This window comes from Dokdonella fugitiva, assembly GCF_014138265.1.
GTDB classification, from domain to species: Bacteria; Pseudomonadota; Gammaproteobacteria; order Xanthomonadales; family Rhodanobacteraceae; genus Dokdonella_A; species Dokdonella_A fugitiva_A.
Window position 1 is genome coordinate 152,627 of record NZ_JACGXL010000004.1, and the last position, 14,297, is coordinate 166,923.

Consider the following 14,297-nt stretch of genomic DNA (forward strand, 5'->3'; position numbering starts at 1 on the left):
CGAATTACGAGCAGGCCGGATCCGCACCGTTGGCCGAGCACGAGCGGTGCGCGCGATGACGCCACACGCCGCTGTAGTTCGCCAGGAGACCCGGATTCGCGTTGGTGTTGATCACGTTCTGAGCGTAGAAGCCGGTGACCGGCAGACCGTTCAGGTTGACCGCACCGCCGCCCGCCAGCGTACCGCCGGCAAGAACGTGGCCGCCGTCGCCGCTGAACAGGTCCAGGCTCGCCCAACCGTCGAGACCGACCGCGTTGACCGTCTTGAACAGGTTCGAGCCGAGCACCGTCGACTCCGACGGCGTCGCCGTCGACGGGCCGAGGAACGACAGGACGTTGACTTCGTGACCGAGGAACGGCGACTGCGAGAAGCAGGTCACCGGATTGACCGGCGACGGGCAGCGCGGCACGTTCACGACCGAGTTCAGCTCTTCGCGGTCATACGTGACGATCGCGAGGTTCACGCGCGACTCGCCGTCGGCCGTGTTGTCGAACGGCTCGACGAACGGAGCCGTGATCGCGAACGGATAGACGTACTTGTCGACGTAGAAGCGCTTGGTCGGGAACGTGAGCACCCAGTCGGAAGCCGCACCGAAGTTCACGTCGTCGACGAAGTACTCGTTGTACACGGCGTCGGCCATGAACACCGCGCTCACCGCGTCGAGGCCGCGAGCATAGTTCGCGGTCAGCAGCTGGCCGTTGTTCAGGAACAGGAACGCCTGCGCACCACCCGGGACAGCCGCGTTGCTCGCGGACTGCAGCGACGGCAGCAGCGAGCCAGCCGGCGTGTACAGGTTGCCGGTCGGGTTGTCGTAGAAGCCTTCGATCGCATCGGCGTTGTACGCGAAGTACGTGCCGACGCTGACGTTGGCGACCGCGCCCGAGCCGAACAGACCGCTGGTCGGGGTCTGCAGGTCGGCGGCCGTGGCCGTGTCGTTGCCGACCGGCGCGCCGCAATCCGGCGTACCCGCGTCCGGCGTGCCGTTCTGCACGTGCGTCGTCACGACGTCCAGGTCGCTGCCCGGAATGATGTCGCCCATCGTGATGATTTCGACGTAGCCTTCACGCGTACGCGTGATGTCCTGCGGGCCGTTGTCGGCCGGCTGCGCCGGAGCGAGCGAACCGTCATAGGCGTACGGCAGGAACGGCTGCGGATTCGTGATCGTGTCCGTGCAGCTGTGGTCCGACGTGATGAGCTGGGCGCCACCGTCGTCCGAAACCTGCGTCACGGCAGCCGTCCACACGTCGTGCGGCGACAGGAACAGGTTGAAGTCGAGCACTTCGCGGCTGTTGTAGCCTTCGAGGAAGCGCACCTTCACTGCCTTGCCAACGTCGGCCGTGTTCACGACCGAGAGCAGCGTGTCCTGGCCCTTGTTGACCGTGAAGTACGGATAGATAAGAACCTGACCGACGCCATCGGGATTAAGGTCGACGGCGTTCGCCAGGCCCGCGAAGCCAGCGACGCCGGCGATACCGGCGACGACGGCAGTCGTCAAGCTGTTTCTCTTCATCGCAACACTCCTAAATTTGACCACAGGGCTTTTTGCTTTACCGCCAACCCCGCTCCGATAGCCACGTGCCCCATAGGGCATGGGCAGGGTCAGGCAACAGCGCGGCCATGTTAAGACAAAGGAAAGGGTCGTGCAATCCCTCTTCCAAACGCCTCAATATGGCCGCGAATTCAACTACTTGGGAAGGAAAAACCACTCGCCGTCGACGCGGATCCAGGTTTCTGTGAGCGTGCTCGTCGAGGCCACCGTGCCAGCCACTCCGCCGGGCATCTTCAGTGCGTATGCCACGTCCAGGTAAACCGTACAGCGGTCTTCCTCACACTCCTTGCGTTTGAACGTCGCGCCCTTCCACTGCATCGGCCGGTTGTTCATCGACGTCGCGTAGACCTCTCGCGTCTGCGTCTCGCGAAAACCCGGCGTGAGGTAATCGTAGGCCTTCTCGGCTTCGTGCGCGATGAGGTGATTCCAGCGCTCGACCGAGCGGCGATCGACGTTGTCCGGATTCGCCTTGTCGGTGCAGCCGGCGAGCGCGACGAGCGTGCACGCGGCGAGCACGGCGAATTTCGGCAGTTTGTCAATGATCACGGGACGGCTCCTTGTTGGCGTCATCGCGCGGCGTGGCCGCATCCTGCGCGGGATAAGTCCTGGCGGGTTCCGGCGCGGGCTCCCGCGCCGGCGCGGCTTGCGCATTGCTCGTGCGCAACGGCCGCAGCGATTCGAACTGGCGACTGTAGTCCTCGGTGACCTGGCGTGCATCGTCGCTGCTCGCGATGACGCGCGGCGTGATCAACACGATCAGCTCCGTGCGCTGCTTGTCGTGGCTCGTGTTGCCGAAGAGATTGCCGATCACGGGAATGCGCCCGAGCAGCGGCACGTGCGTATCGGAAGTATTGTCGATGTCGCGGATCAGGCCGCCGAGCATGATGGTCTGGCCGCTCTGCACGGCGATCTGCGTCTGCAGCTGGCGCTGCTCGATCGCCGGATTCGTGCCGGACGTGGAACTGTATCCGGCCGGGGGATTGCTGACTTCCTGCTGCACGTCGATGTAGACGAGACCACCCGGATTCACGCGCGGCGTCACCGACAGCTGCACGCCGGTGTTGAGGTACTGCACGCTGCTGTAGCCGGTGCCGGTGGTGCTGCCGACGCCGTTGAGGCCGATCACCGACGTCTGCGTCACCGGCAGCTGGCTGCCGACGTTGATCTGTGCTTCCTGGTTGTTCAACACGACCAGCGACGGTGCCGACAAGGTCTTCGCCTGTCCTTCCTTCTCGAGCGCGTTGATCGCGACTTCGAAATTCTTGTTGAGGAACGAATAGAAGAAGCCGCCATTGTTCGTCGGCCCGGTGTTGCCGGTCGCACCGAGCGATGTGCGGTGACGATCGTGCGAATTGCCGGTGAATCCCGGATACGTGTAGTTGCCGTTGCCCTGCGCCGAACCGTCGGCGGTGCCGATCAGGCCCGCGAGATACCACTGCACGCCGTACGAAAGACCGCCGGTGAGGCTGACCTCGAGGATGCGCGCTTCGATCTGCACCTGCAGCGGCTGCACGTCGAGCTTGCGGATCGCGGCCTGGATCTGCTCCCACTCGACCGGCTGCGCCATGATCATCAGCTGGTTGTTTTCCTCGATCGCCGAAATGCGGATGTCGGTTTCCTTCTTGCCGCCCGCGCCTGCGGCTGCCGCCGGCGACGACGACACCGGCGCCGCCTTTTCTTCCTTCGCCTGCGGCCGCAGCGAATTCTGGTAGTTCATCGAACCGCCGCCGGAGCCGCCGAGTCCGCCGAGCGTGATCGGTCGCAGGCCCTGCCCGACGCGGCCGGACGAACTGCTGCTGTGCGACGTGCCCGCCGTGCCGAGGAAGATCTGGCTGAGGTAATCGGCGATGTCGACGGCCTTGAGGTTCTTGACGTTGTAGATGTACAGCTGCGTCGAATTCTCAGCACCGCCGCGATCCAGGCGGTACAGCCACTCTTCCGCCTGCTTGAGGTATTCGGGTTGCGGGGTGATCACGACCATCGAGTTGGTCTGCTCGATCGGCATGAAGCGGAACATGCCCGCGAGCGGCGACTCGCCCTTCGCGCCGAACAACGTGTCGAGGTCGGGCATGAGCTTGGCGACTTCGACGTGCTGCATCGCGAACACGCCGATCGACATGCCCTTCATCCAGTCGATGTCGAACGTGTCGATCGTGCGCTGGTAGTTGTCGAGCTCGGCGGGATTGCCCGCGAGCACGAGCAGGCTGCGATTGGGATCGACGCTGACGAAGGCATCCGGTTTCGCGTACGGCTTGAGCAGCTTCGCCATCTCGCTCGGCGACACGTACTTCAGCGGGAAGATGCGCAACGCGTAGCCCGGCTGCTGCGTCGCGCTCACGCGCGGCGTGAGCTTGCCTGCGATCGCATCCTTGGCCTGCAGCACGGTGTAACGCCCGCCTTCGCGCACCATCGCGTTGCCGGTCCACGACAGCAGCATCTCGAGCACGGCCATCGCGTCTTCGCGACGGATCGGCTTCGAGGTCGAGTAGGTGACGTTGCCGCCGACGTTCGGAGCGATCGTGTAGTTCTCCTGCAGCATGTCGCCGAGGATCGCCTTCACGACCGCCTGGATCGGCTGGTTCTCGAAGTTGAACGTGACCTGCCCTTCGCCGCTGGAACCGGTCGAAGGTCCGGGCTGCTTCTTGTAGAACTGCGCGGTGCCGACCTCGATCTCCGGTTTCGGTGGCGGGCGATCGGACCGCGCCTCGGGCGAGATCGCGATGCCGCTGACGCCGTCGTCGGTCGGCAATGGCGTGGCCGGCTTGAGGATCGTGTCGGCGGTGAGGATGTCGCCGTCCGCGCGCCGGGCGTCTTTCGGCCCGGGCGTCGCACAACCGCCCAGCAGCGCGAGGCCGAGGCTCAGCAGGAGGATGGTCAGTCGGAATCGCACGTGGCTCACTCCATCACTTGTTCTGTTGCGCGGGTTTGCTGCCGTTGCGCAGGCGTTCCGCATCTTCGCGCATCTGCTTGCGCCGTTCTTCGATGCGTCGCGCCAGGTCCTGGCTCGCGTCGCCCTTCGCGTCCGGTCTTGCCGCGCCCGCATTGCGCGGCGGCGGGCCACCGCCCGGGCGGTTCGCCGGCGGCTTGCCGGCAGCCGCGGTGGCGGCGCGCGGCGCGCCGCCCTGCGTCGGCGCCAGCGCCGTTTCGAGTTCGACTTCCGTCGTCTCGTTCGCGGCGCTCCTGAATACGGCGCCACGCGGCCTCACCTCGACGAGGGTCCAGCTCGCCTGGTCGCCCTCGAGCGGCATTCCGACCTTCAGCGCGACCGATTGGTTCCGCGTCTTGTCCAGGAACATCGCCACGCGCACGTGGTTCGCATCGTCGAGGATCACGCCGGTCAAGGCGATGTTGAGCGGGTTCACGACCTCCACGGCGTCCGAGCCGGCCTTCGCGTCGACCGGCGTCGGCTGGCGGTCCTCGTTGAACAGCGGATGCTGCTCGACCGCGGCGAATGCGGACGCAGGCGGCATCTGCAGCGTGCGCTTGTCGATGCCCGCGAGCGGCGCGTGTTCCTCGCTGGACTCGGCGTCGGGCGACCACGAATAGCCGCGACCGAAGCCCGCGTACTGCAGGATCGCGATCAGCACGAGCACGGCGCAGATGCCGGCGAGCGCGTTCGTCATCAGGCGCGCGGTGCGGACGTTCATTTGGCCGCCTTGCCCGGCTGGCGCAGGTAACCGTTGACGTTGAAGCGCACGTCGAGCGGGACTGGCGCGACCTTCGCGCCCGGGGGCGTGTAGGTCTGCTGCTTGTAGATCATCACCTGGTCGATGAACAGGTACGGCTTGCCGTTCTCGAGGTCGTACAGGATCGCGGCGAGCGGCTCGAGATCGCACTTCAGGCGCGCCTGCACCGTGACGCGCTTGTACAGCTCTTCTTCGCCGCCGTTGTAGCTCTGCGTACTCACGTTCTGGCAGCGACTCTCGTCCTTCGCGTGCTCGCTCATCGCCGCCTTCAGGCGCTGGATCAACGCCGCCGATGCCGCGTTGGCGTCGGTCTCCGAAAGGAACGCCTGGTTGCCCTGCTCGTACGCACGCACCTCGGAGAGGCGCTTTTCGATCTCCGGCTTCTCGGCGACCATCTGGCGGAAGCGCAGTTGCTGGTCGCGCAGATCCTGCATGTCGCTCGAATACTGCAGGTGCGGTGCGACGAACCACCAGTGGATGCCGATCAGGTAGACCAGCATCAGCACGATGAGGAGCAGCACGACGGCGAGGAAGCGCCCGTCCTTCGGCTGGAATCGACTCGGCGTCACTTCTTCTTCTCCGCGTCGCCTGCGGCGGCCTGCTTGCCCGCCGGCTCGCCCCCCGGCTTGACCGCGTTCGCGGCGCCGGCCGCAGGCACGTCCTTGCGCGATGCGGGAGGCGCGAGCGACTTCTTCGGTTCCGCGTGCGGCGCGGCGGGTTTCGCCTTCGCATCGGCGGGAGCGGTACGCGGCTCGTGCTTGTCGCCAGCCACCGCCGCGGCATCCTTCATCGCCTTCGCCGCGCCCGTCGGCGGAGGCGGCTTGGCGTCGTTCTGCGGACTGCATTCCTTGAGGTCCGCGTTGATCTGGAAGCGCTCCTTGCCCGTGCGCGCATCCGGCTGCACCTGGCCCTGGAATCCCGGATTGCCCAGGCACGGCGATGCACCGAGCAATGCGATCAGCTTGGCCGCTTCGGTCGCCTGTCCCTGCAATTGCACCTGCTTGTTCTCGATCTGCAAGCGCTCGAGGTAGGTGTCTTCCGGCAATCGCCGCGTGAGGTCGTCGAGCAGCGCGACGGTGAGCGGCCCCTTGCGCTTCTTGTCGGTGAGGAAGTTCGCCCCGCCGATCGAATCGGCGAGCGTCTTGCGCAGCGCGGCGACCTGCTTGGCCTCGTTGCCGGCCTTGTCCACTTCGGCCTTCATCGTCTCCAGCGCGGCCGCTCGATTCGCCAGCGATTCGTCCATGTTCACGACGAGCAACACGAGCGCGAATGCGGCGAGGCCGAGGTTGAGCGGCAGGCGCATGTCGCGGCGACGCGTGCGTTTCTCCGGCGGCAACAGGTTCGTCTGCCGGCGGCCGGCGCCCGGCGCGGCGCTCCAGCTGTCGACCGCATCCAGTTCGGCCGCCGCGGGCGGCAGCCCGCCGAGTTCCTGGTCGAGCTGCGCGCGCGGGATCAGCACGAGTTCGACCCGCGCGTTGCGCCCGCTCGCGTCGTGGCCGAGCACGCGGCTGTCGAAGTAGACCTGGTCCGCCTTGAACGGCGTCTGCCGGTCCATTTCGAACGAGAGCACCTGGCGCAGGTTGTCCGTCGCCGCCGCGGGCAGGCTCAGCACGCGCGTGAGCACGCGCGAGGCGGGGATGCAGAACACCGTGCGCACCTGCGGATCCTCGATCGCGTCGCGCAAGCGGCGGAACTCGGCGTCCTGCGCCTCGGCCGGCAGGTCGCGGCGGATGCGTGCGTATTCGGTCGATGCGCCGCCCTTCTCGCGCCAGACGACGAGTTCGTCGCCTTCGAGGCCGAGCAGCACCGACTCGGATCGTTCGGACAGCACGGCGCGCCAGCGCGCCGGCAGGCACGCGAGCAGTTCGCGCCCCCACCAGGCGAAAAACCCCGGCAGCGGCGTCTTGGCAAGGCGTGTCCGCAGACGCGCCAGTTGTCTGTCGAGTGTCGGGTTCACGGTTTCAGGAAGTTTCCCCATCACGCCAGCGCAGAATCACGTAAGGCCGGCCGGCCGGATTGATTCCGCCCATGCGGATGGTCGCATCCAGGGTCGTGCTCGCGCCATTGGGCAGCTTCGCACGGGATTTGACACTATACGTGAGGCCTCCGCCGCCCGCTACGCCCGACAGGGTCACGCCGCAGATGGTCTGCGGCGACCCCGTGTCGCCGGGCTGCATCGTCTGCTGCGCGTCGACGATCTGCTGGGCGCATTCCGGGGTCATGCCGTCCTGCGCGAGGATCGCGTCGTAGTTGGCGAAGCCGACGTCGGGTGCGGAGCGCCCCGAATAGATGGTCAGCGCCGGCTCGAGCTTGGTGTACAGCTCGTAATTCATGCCGAGCACCTGCTGCAATTCGGAGATCGTGTCGAACGGCGCGTTGCGCGGACCGTAGGACAGGCCCGCCGCCTTGTACTGCGCGATCTCGGCGCCATTCGGGCGCGTCTCGTCGTCGGGATCGACCCAGTCCGCGACCGCGTCGGCGAGCGCTTCGGCGCGATCCTGCGGCACGCCGTGCGACGTGAACAGGCGCACGAGCATCTGCGCGTCGCCGTTGGCGATCGAGTTGAGATCGAGCTTGCCCGAATCGTCGTTGATGCGGACCTCGATCTCGGCGTCGCCGTAACCGAACGTGTACGGCCGGCCGTCGCCGACCCAGCGCTGCAGCGGATCGTTCTTGCGCAGTTCGTAGACGGCGAGATTGAGCCCCGCTTCGGCGGCGTAGCGCGCCTGCGTCGAATCGAACAGATGGCGCGCCTGCAGGTTCTCCGTGCGCGCGACGAGCGCGAAGCTGCCCAGCAGGATCGACAGCATCGCGACCACCCACAACACGAGCAGGAACGCGATGCCACGCTGCGACGCACGCGGGCGACGGCCTGGGTGGATGCCCTGCGCGTTCATTGCGATCGCCCCGGCTTGAGCGGGCTGCGGACTCCGGTCGCCTGGAACGGCTGCTGCCGTCGGGCGGATCCGGCGTCCAGCATCAACGGAATTTCCATCACCGGGAATTCGACGCGCGCCTCCGGCCGCATGCGCACGACGATGCGGACCATCACCGGCGTCATGCCCGGGTCTTCCCAATCGTCGGACCAGTCGGTGAGTTCACCGTTCTCGTCGAGCGTGCGGAATTCGAAGCGGCCTTCGTCGATCTGGTCGAGCAGCAGCGAAGGTTCGTTGTCGGATTTCGCCTCCAGGTCGAAACCGTTGAGCATGTCGTCGCTGAACATCAGTTGCCGTCCGCTGCGACCGCCCTTGAACGCGAGCGTCTGCACGTAGGGACCGCCCTTCGACAGATAGCCCGGCATCGGTGCGACGAAGCGGATGAAGTCGCGTCGGCCCTCGAAGATCAGGTTCGAATTCGTGCTCTCGTCGCGCGCGAACGGCAGCGGCATGATGCGGCTGATCTGGTGGCGGATGAACTCCTGCGCGACGCGCAGGCGATTGGTGCGATCGATCGCGTTCTCGCCCGAATGCATCGCGTGCACCGCGGTACGGATCGAACCGTAGCTGCCGGCGAGCAGCAGCGCGAGCAGCATGATCGCGAGCATCACCTCGAGCAGCGTGAAGCCACCGGCCGACGTGCGCTTCACTGCCGGCCCCCGGTGCGCATCGACATGCCGCCGGACGCACCCTGCGGACGATTCGGGTCGGGATTGACCGCGCGCAGCGTTCCGAAATGCGCGGTGCGCGGCTGCGCTCCGGCCTGGCCGCCCCACGACACGACGAGATCGACCTGGTAGATGTCGAACGGCGACATGTCGATCGCTCCGCCGTTGCCTGCCTGCGACGCGGATATCGTCGCCGGCGCCTGGCCGCGAGCCTGGCCTTGCGCGTTCCGCGCGGGCGCCGGCTGCTGCGGCTGCGGCTCGACCGCGGTCGGATCCACCTGCTTGATGTCGAGCGACCAGCTGTAGACGTCGTCGAAGCGGCCACTGCTGTGTCCTTCCTCGATCGGCTCGCCGACTCCGACGACGTCGAGTTTCGACTGCGCCCACAACGCGGCCATGGTGTAGTCGGACGACATGCGCGTGTTGCGGATCGCAGCGGCGAGCACGGACATCAGCACGCCGATCGCGATCGCGAACACGAGGAACGCCGCGATCATCTCGATCAGGCTGAAGCCGCGCATGCGGGCGCGGTCGGCAGGTTGTCGGCGTGCGTGGGTCATGGTTCAGATGGACAGCGAGGCCACGCCCGAGTTCGCGCCGATGTCCGCATCGCGCTTCATTCGGGCTTCTCGTCGAGTGCGATCTCGCCGGTCAGCCACGCGACGTTGATGCGCCATTCGCGCTGGCCGAGCAGGACCGAGATGTGGCCGCCGGTCGAGCTGCCGTCGGGGAAGAAGCGGATGCCGCCGCTGTGCGCGCCGGTCTGCTCGATGTCGGCCGTGGTCAACTGCAGGGTCATGTCCTTCGGCAGCTTCTTCGATCCCTTGCCCGGCGCGACGTAGGAGTTGTCTTCGAGGTTGAGCACGAGCGCCTGCGACTTGCCCTTCACGATCGCCTGGCCGCGCGTGTAACGCAGCGCCGCGACGAGGTCGCGGCTCGCCGCGCGCACCTTCGCCGCCTCCAGGCTCTTGGAGAAACCGACGGAGACGATCGTCAGCGCGATCGCGAGCAGCAGGATCACCGCCATCAGCTCGATGAGGGTGAAACCGCGGGATCGACGGGATCGGACAGCGAGGATCGAGGATTCGGGAACGCACGGGCGCGACGGAACGGACCGCTCCGCCGAATCCCGAATCCCGAACCTCGAATCCCGGCTCCTCACTGCCAGTTGCCGTAGTCCGCGTTGGCGCCGTCGCCGCCGGCGGTGCCGTCCTTGCCGAGGAACACGATGTCGAAGTCGCCGTGTTCACCGGGCGCCTTGTACTGATACGTGTGGCCGAACGGGTCCTTGAGGTCCGACGCCTTCGCGTACGGCCCCTGCCAGTTCTGCGCGTTGCCCGGCTTGGTCACGAGATCCTCGAGGCGAGACGGCGGAGCACCGTTGTCGAGCGCGTACGAATCCACCGAGCCGGAGAGCTTGCCGACGGCGGCCTTGCCCGCGCCCCATTTGCCCTTGTCGACGTTCTTGCCGACCTGGTTGACGACGATGCCGGCGACGATGCCGATCAGCACGATGACCGCGAGCATCTCGATCAGGCTGAAGCCGCGCGAACGCGAAATGGTCTTGCGGTGCGATTGCATGTTCATGGTCCGTGTAACCCTCCAGTGGATTCGCGTTGACGATTCGCGGTATCAGCGCACCGCGCCGGCAATGTTCATGATCGGCATGACGATCGCGAGCATGATCAGCGCGACGATGACCGTCATGACGATCGTCGTCGCCGGCACGAGCGCCGCGAGCAGGCGGTCGAGCGTGTTCTTCACTTCGACGTCGAACGTGTCGGCGACCTTCATCAGCATGGTGTCGAGCTCGCCCGACTCCTCGCCGACGCTGATCATCTGCAGCGCCAGTTTCGGGAAGCGCTTCGATTGGGCGAGCGCGTAGCCGAGCCCGCCGCCGGTCTTGACGTCCTCGGCGGCCGCGCCGACCGATTCCGCGAGCGCGGTGTTGGTCATCACGTTGCGCGCGACCGACAGGCCCGCGAGCAGCGGCACGCCGTTCTTGAGCAGGGTGCCGAGCGTGCGCGCGACGCGCGCGGTCTCGACCTTGCGCACGATGTCGCCGACGACGCGCATGCGCAGGAGGCGTTCATCGATCTTCAGGCGCGCGGGCGGGTCGGCCATCTGCCGGCGCAGCCAGCCGACGGCGAGCACGATCGCGACGAGGATCAGCCACCAGAAGCTCTGCAGCGCGGAGCCGACGCCGAGCACGACGCGGGTGATCAACGGCATCTCGATGTTCATGTCCTCGAACATCGGCGCGAACTGCGGCACGACGTACACGAGCAGCACCATCAGCGACACCAGCACCATGCCGACGAGGAACGCCGGATAGATCATCGCGTTGATCACGCTGCTCTTGAGGTTGGCGCTGCGCTCGAGGTAGTCGGCCAGGCGCGCGAGCGTGTCGTGCAGCGACCCGCCCGCCTCGCCCGCGCGCACCATGTTCACGTACAGGCGCGAGAAGCTGCCGTGCTCGGCCTCGAGCGCGTCCGACAGCGGCGTGCCGCCGCGCACCTGGTCGCGCACGCGCTCGAGCATGCGCTTGGCCTTCTCGCTCTCGGGCAGGTCGAGCAGGATCTGCAGCGCGCGATCGAGCGGCTGGCCGGCACCGAGCAGGGTCGCGAGCTGCTGCGTGAACTGCACGACCTGCGCTTCGCGCAAGGTCGCGCGCTTGAACAGCGCGGCGAACAGGCTCGCCGAGTCGCCGCTGTCGGCTTCGCGCACCTCGAGCGGGATGTTGCCCGCATCCTGCAGCTTGCCGATCACCTCGTCGCGCGTACCGAGGTCGAACTGCCCCTCGAGCGTTTCGCCGGACGACGTGACGGCCTTGTAGTAATAGAGGGTCATTGAGCCGGGATTCGGGATTGGAGATTGGGGAGTCGGAAAAGCGAGAAACGGGTCGCCGGATTCGCGGGCGCCGCCTGCGCGAATCCCGGACCGCGGATATCCAGTCCCGGCCTCATCAGTTTTCCGACGACGTCACGCGCAGCACTTCCTCGATCGTCGTCTGGCCGTGCAGCGACTTCACCAGGCCGTCCTCGAACATCGTGCGCATGCCTTCGCTGCGCGCCTGCTGCTCGATGTCGCCCATGCCCGCGTGCTGCATGATCTGGCGACGGATCGAATCGCTCATGACGAGGAATTCCATGATCGTCGTGCGGCCGAAGTAGCCGGTCGGATTGGTCACCGACGCACCGGGCTTGTACAGGCGGATCGGGCGGTCGTCGGTGAAGCGCTCGAGTTCGTATTCGCGGATCACCTCGGGCATCGCCTCGTACGGCTGCGCGTTCGGCAGGTCGAGCCGCCGCACGAGTCGCTGCGCGAGGATGCCGTTGACCGTGGACGTGAGCAGGTAGTCCTCCACGCCCATGTCGAGCATGCGCGTGATGCCGCCGGCGGCGTTGTTGGTGTGCAGGGTCGACAGCACGAGGTGGCCGGTCAGCGCGGACTGGATCGCGATGCGCGCGGTCTCGAGGTCGCGCATTTCGCCGATCATGATGATGTCCGGATCCTGGCGCACGATCGAACGCAGCGCGTGCGAGAAGTCGAGGCCGATCTGCGGCTTGGCCTGGATCTGGTTGATGCCTTCGATCTGGTACTCGACCGGGTCCTCGACCGTGATGATCTTGACGTCGGGCGTGTTGAGCTTGGACAGCGCCGTGTACAGCGTGGTCGTCTTGCCCGAGCCGGTCGGGCCGGTCACCAGCATGATGCCGTGCGGCAGTTCCAGCACGTTGAGGAACTTCTGCAGGAACTGGTCGGTGAAGCCGAGCGTGTGGAAATCGAACACGACCGCCTCGCGGTCGAGGATACGCATGACCACCGATTCGCCGTGCGCGGTCGGCACGGTCGACACGCGCAGGTCGAGTTCCTTGCCCTGCACGCGGATCATGATGCGGCCGTCCTGCGGCAGGCGACGCTCGGCGATGTTGAGCTTCGCCATGATCTTGATGCGCGAGATCACCGCCGCGGTCGACGCCGCCGGCGGCGACTCGACTTCGTGCAGCACGCCGTCGATGCGATAGCGCACCTTGAGGCGGTTCTCGAACGGTTCGACGTGGATGTCCGACGCGCGCTGTTCGACCGCGCGCTGGATGATCAGGTTGACGAGGCGGATGACCGGCGCTTCCGAAGCGAGGTCGCGCAGGTGTTCGATGTCGTCTTCGCTGCGATTGTTCTCGTCGGTGAGGTTCTCGACGATCGTGCCCATCGCCGAGCGGCCGGAACCGTAGTAGCGCTCGATGAGGTCGTCGATCTCGCTGCGCAGGCCGATGTTGAGCTTGACCTCGCGACCGGTGGCGAGCTTGAGCGCCTGCAGCGGGAACGCGTCGGCCGGATCGGCGACGAGCAGGGTCACGTCGCTTTCGGTTTCCGCGATCGGGCAGACATGGTGGTGCTTGAGGAAGCGCACCGAAGCCTGCACGTTCGCCGGCGGCGCTTCGGGGAATTCCTTCGCCGAGAGCAGCGGCAGCTTGAGCAGCTCGGACACCGCGTCCGCCATCTCGCGCTCGGACACGAGGCCGAGCCGCGTCAGCAGCGACACGAGGCTGCCGGCGGCGGGATCCTCTTCGTGCAGGCGTCGGCCGCGCGCGAGATCGGTTTCCTTGAGGCGGCCGCGCGCCACCAGGAACTGGCAGATGCGCTCGTCGAGGCTGGCCTCGGTCGCCGTGGCGACGGCATGTTCTATCGGTGCGACGGCGGCCATGGTTTCCTGAACGCGAAAGTCGGACGGGGGCGGCATTGTTCCATATCCGGCGCCCTCGTCGGGACCAGCCGGGGGATGCGGGGCCATCGCCCTCGTGCCTACTCAGACCCTGCCACGGTCCCGGGGTTCCCCGCCCCGCCCGACGAGCGTCTCGATGAAGGCACGGTTCAAGCCGATCCACAGCGCGACCGGCACGATCGCCGGCAGCACGAGCGTGGCGAACTGGTAGGCCAGCGCGATCGCGTTCGCGTCTAGCCCGGCCTGTGCGATCGCAGCCGCACCGCTCGGGCCGGCGTCGAAGGCGAGCGTCTTGAGGCTCTCGGCGACGATGCCGAACGCCTGGCCGAGCCAGATCACGGCGAGGGCGAACGCGAACTGCAGCGCACGCCGGCCCGTCGACAGTGGCGTCGCCATCGCCAGTCCACCGAACAACGGCAGCGACCAGGCGTACACCATCGGGTTCAGCGTCGGCTCGAGCACGCCCATGCCGCCCTGCACGCTCACCGTCACGCGCGTGCCGAGGCTGACCAGGTAACCCGCGCGCTCGACCACGCGGCCGCTCGCGTCGAGCAGTTCACCGCCGAGGCGCACGCTCTCGAACAACGCGCCCCAATGGCCGAGCAGCACCTGCTTGGCGATCAGCATCGCCGGCCACACCCACAGCGGCGCCGCCCAGAACCAGGCCACGAACGCGAGCGGCAACCACAGCACCGCTTTCAGGCCGAACTCGCGGATCGGCGAAAGCGCCAC

At 66.8% G+C, this 14,297-nt stretch carries 14 protein-coding genes; all 14 read right to left on the reverse strand.

The features are described 5' to 3' along the window. Window positions 1–4: 4 nt before the first annotated feature. A complete protein-coding gene (locus tag FHW12_RS13200) occupies window positions 5–1,510 on the reverse strand; it encodes a hypothetical protein (protein WP_182531496.1) in 1,506 nt (501 codons plus the stop codon). Between the two features lie 174 nt (window positions 1,511–1,684). Then, window positions 1,685–2,095 (reverse strand): hypothetical protein, encoded by a 411-nt coding sequence (locus FHW12_RS13205; protein WP_182531497.1) that lies wholly within the window; start codon window positions 2,093–2,095, stop codon window positions 1,685–1,687. Next, window positions 2,085–4,439, reverse strand: a complete 2,355-nt coding sequence (gene gspD, locus FHW12_RS13210; RefSeq protein ID WP_310735237.1) for a type II secretion system secretin GspD — start codon at window positions 4,437–4,439, stop codon at window positions 2,085–2,087. The genes FHW12_RS13205 and gspD overlap by 11 nt, the downstream gene beginning before the upstream one ends. A gap of 13 nt (window positions 4,440–4,452) precedes the next feature. Beyond that, on the reverse strand, window positions 4,453–5,196 hold the full coding sequence (locus tag FHW12_RS13215; RefSeq protein ID WP_182531499.1) for a hypothetical protein: 744 nt from the start codon (window positions 5,194–5,196) through the stop codon (window positions 4,453–4,455). Next, complete coding sequence (gene gspM / locus FHW12_RS13220) at window positions 5,193–5,804, reverse strand: type II secretion system protein GspM (RefSeq protein ID WP_182531500.1); 612 nt, start codon at window positions 5,802–5,804, stop codon at window positions 5,193–5,195. The genes FHW12_RS13215 and gspM overlap by 4 nt, the downstream gene beginning before the upstream one ends. After that, the gene (locus FHW12_RS21615) at window positions 5,801–7,192 is read right to left on the reverse strand and encodes a PilN domain-containing protein (RefSeq protein WP_182531501.1); all 1,392 of its coding nucleotides are present in this window, start codon (window positions 7,190–7,192) and stop codon (window positions 5,801–5,803) included. The genes gspM and FHW12_RS21615 overlap by 4 nt, the downstream gene beginning before the upstream one ends. 4 nt (window positions 7,193–7,196) lie before the next feature. After that, complete coding sequence (locus tag FHW12_RS13230; protein ID WP_182531502.1) at window positions 7,197–8,132, reverse strand: general secretion pathway protein GspK; 936 nt, start codon at window positions 8,130–8,132, stop codon at window positions 7,197–7,199. After that, complete coding sequence (locus FHW12_RS13235) at window positions 8,129–8,821, reverse strand: prepilin-type N-terminal cleavage/methylation domain-containing protein (RefSeq protein ID WP_182531503.1); 693 nt, start codon at window positions 8,819–8,821, stop codon at window positions 8,129–8,131. Before FHW12_RS13235 ends, FHW12_RS13230 begins: the two co-directional genes overlap by 4 nt. Further along, on the reverse strand, window positions 8,818–9,360 hold the full coding sequence (locus FHW12_RS13240) for a type IV pilus modification PilV family protein (protein WP_182531504.1): 543 nt from the start codon (window positions 9,358–9,360) through the stop codon (window positions 8,818–8,820). Before FHW12_RS13240 ends, FHW12_RS13235 begins: the two co-directional genes overlap by 4 nt. A 95-nt stretch (window positions 9,361–9,455) precedes the next feature. After that, window positions 9,456–9,917 carry a GspH/FimT family pseudopilin gene (locus FHW12_RS13245; RefSeq protein WP_182531752.1) on the reverse strand — a complete coding sequence of 154 codons (462 nt, stop codon included), beginning with the start codon at window positions 9,915–9,917 and terminating at the stop codon, window positions 9,456–9,458. An 80-nt stretch (window positions 9,918–9,997) separates the two neighbouring features. Further along, window positions 9,998–10,426 carry a type II secretion system major pseudopilin GspG gene (gene gspG / locus FHW12_RS13250; protein ID WP_259393049.1) on the reverse strand — a complete coding sequence of 143 codons (429 nt, stop codon included), beginning with the start codon at window positions 10,424–10,426 and terminating at the stop codon, window positions 9,998–10,000. Between the two features lie 45 nt (window positions 10,427–10,471). Further along, window positions 10,472–11,689 (reverse strand): type II secretion system inner membrane protein GspF, encoded by a 1,218-nt coding sequence (gene gspF / locus FHW12_RS13255; RefSeq protein WP_182531505.1) that lies wholly within the window; start codon window positions 11,687–11,689, stop codon window positions 10,472–10,474. Window positions 11,690–11,804: 115 nt separating this feature from the next. Further along, window positions 11,805–13,547: a type II secretion system ATPase GspE gene (gene gspE, locus FHW12_RS13260; RefSeq protein ID WP_182531506.1), complete on the reverse strand. Its 1,743-nt coding sequence runs from the start codon at window positions 13,545–13,547 to the stop codon at window positions 11,805–11,807. 102 nt (window positions 13,548–13,649) lie between these two features. After that, a complete protein-coding gene (locus FHW12_RS13265; RefSeq protein WP_182531507.1) occupies window positions 13,650–14,297 on the reverse strand; it encodes an exosortase H-associated membrane protein in 648 nt (215 codons plus the stop codon).

Coding starts and splice junctions, on each gene's coding strand:
- FHW12_RS13200 (WP_182531496.1), bottom strand. CDS start 1,510: ATGAAGAGAAACAGCTTGACGACTGCCGTCGTCGCCGGTATCGCCGGC.
- FHW12_RS13215 (WP_182531499.1), bottom strand. CDS start 5,196: ATGAACGTCCGCACCGCGCGCCTGATGACGAACGCGCTCGCCGGCATC.
- FHW12_RS13230 (WP_182531502.1), bottom strand. CDS start 8,132: ATGAACGCGCAGGGCATCCACCCAGGCCGTCGCCCGCGTGCGTCGCAG.
- FHW12_RS13240 (WP_182531504.1), bottom strand. CDS start 9,360: ATGCGCGGCTTCAGCCTGATCGAGATGATCGCGGCGTTCCTCGTGTTC.
- gspG (WP_259393049.1), bottom strand. CDS start 10,426: ATGAACATGCAATCGCACCGCAAGACCATTTCGCGTTCGCGCGGCTTC.
- gspF (WP_182531505.1), bottom strand. CDS start 11,689: ATGACCCTCTATTACTACAAGGCCGTCACGTCGTCCGGCGAAACGCTC.
- gspE (WP_182531506.1), bottom strand. CDS start 13,547: ATGGCCGCCGTCGCACCGATAGAACATGCCGTCGCCACGGCGACCGAG.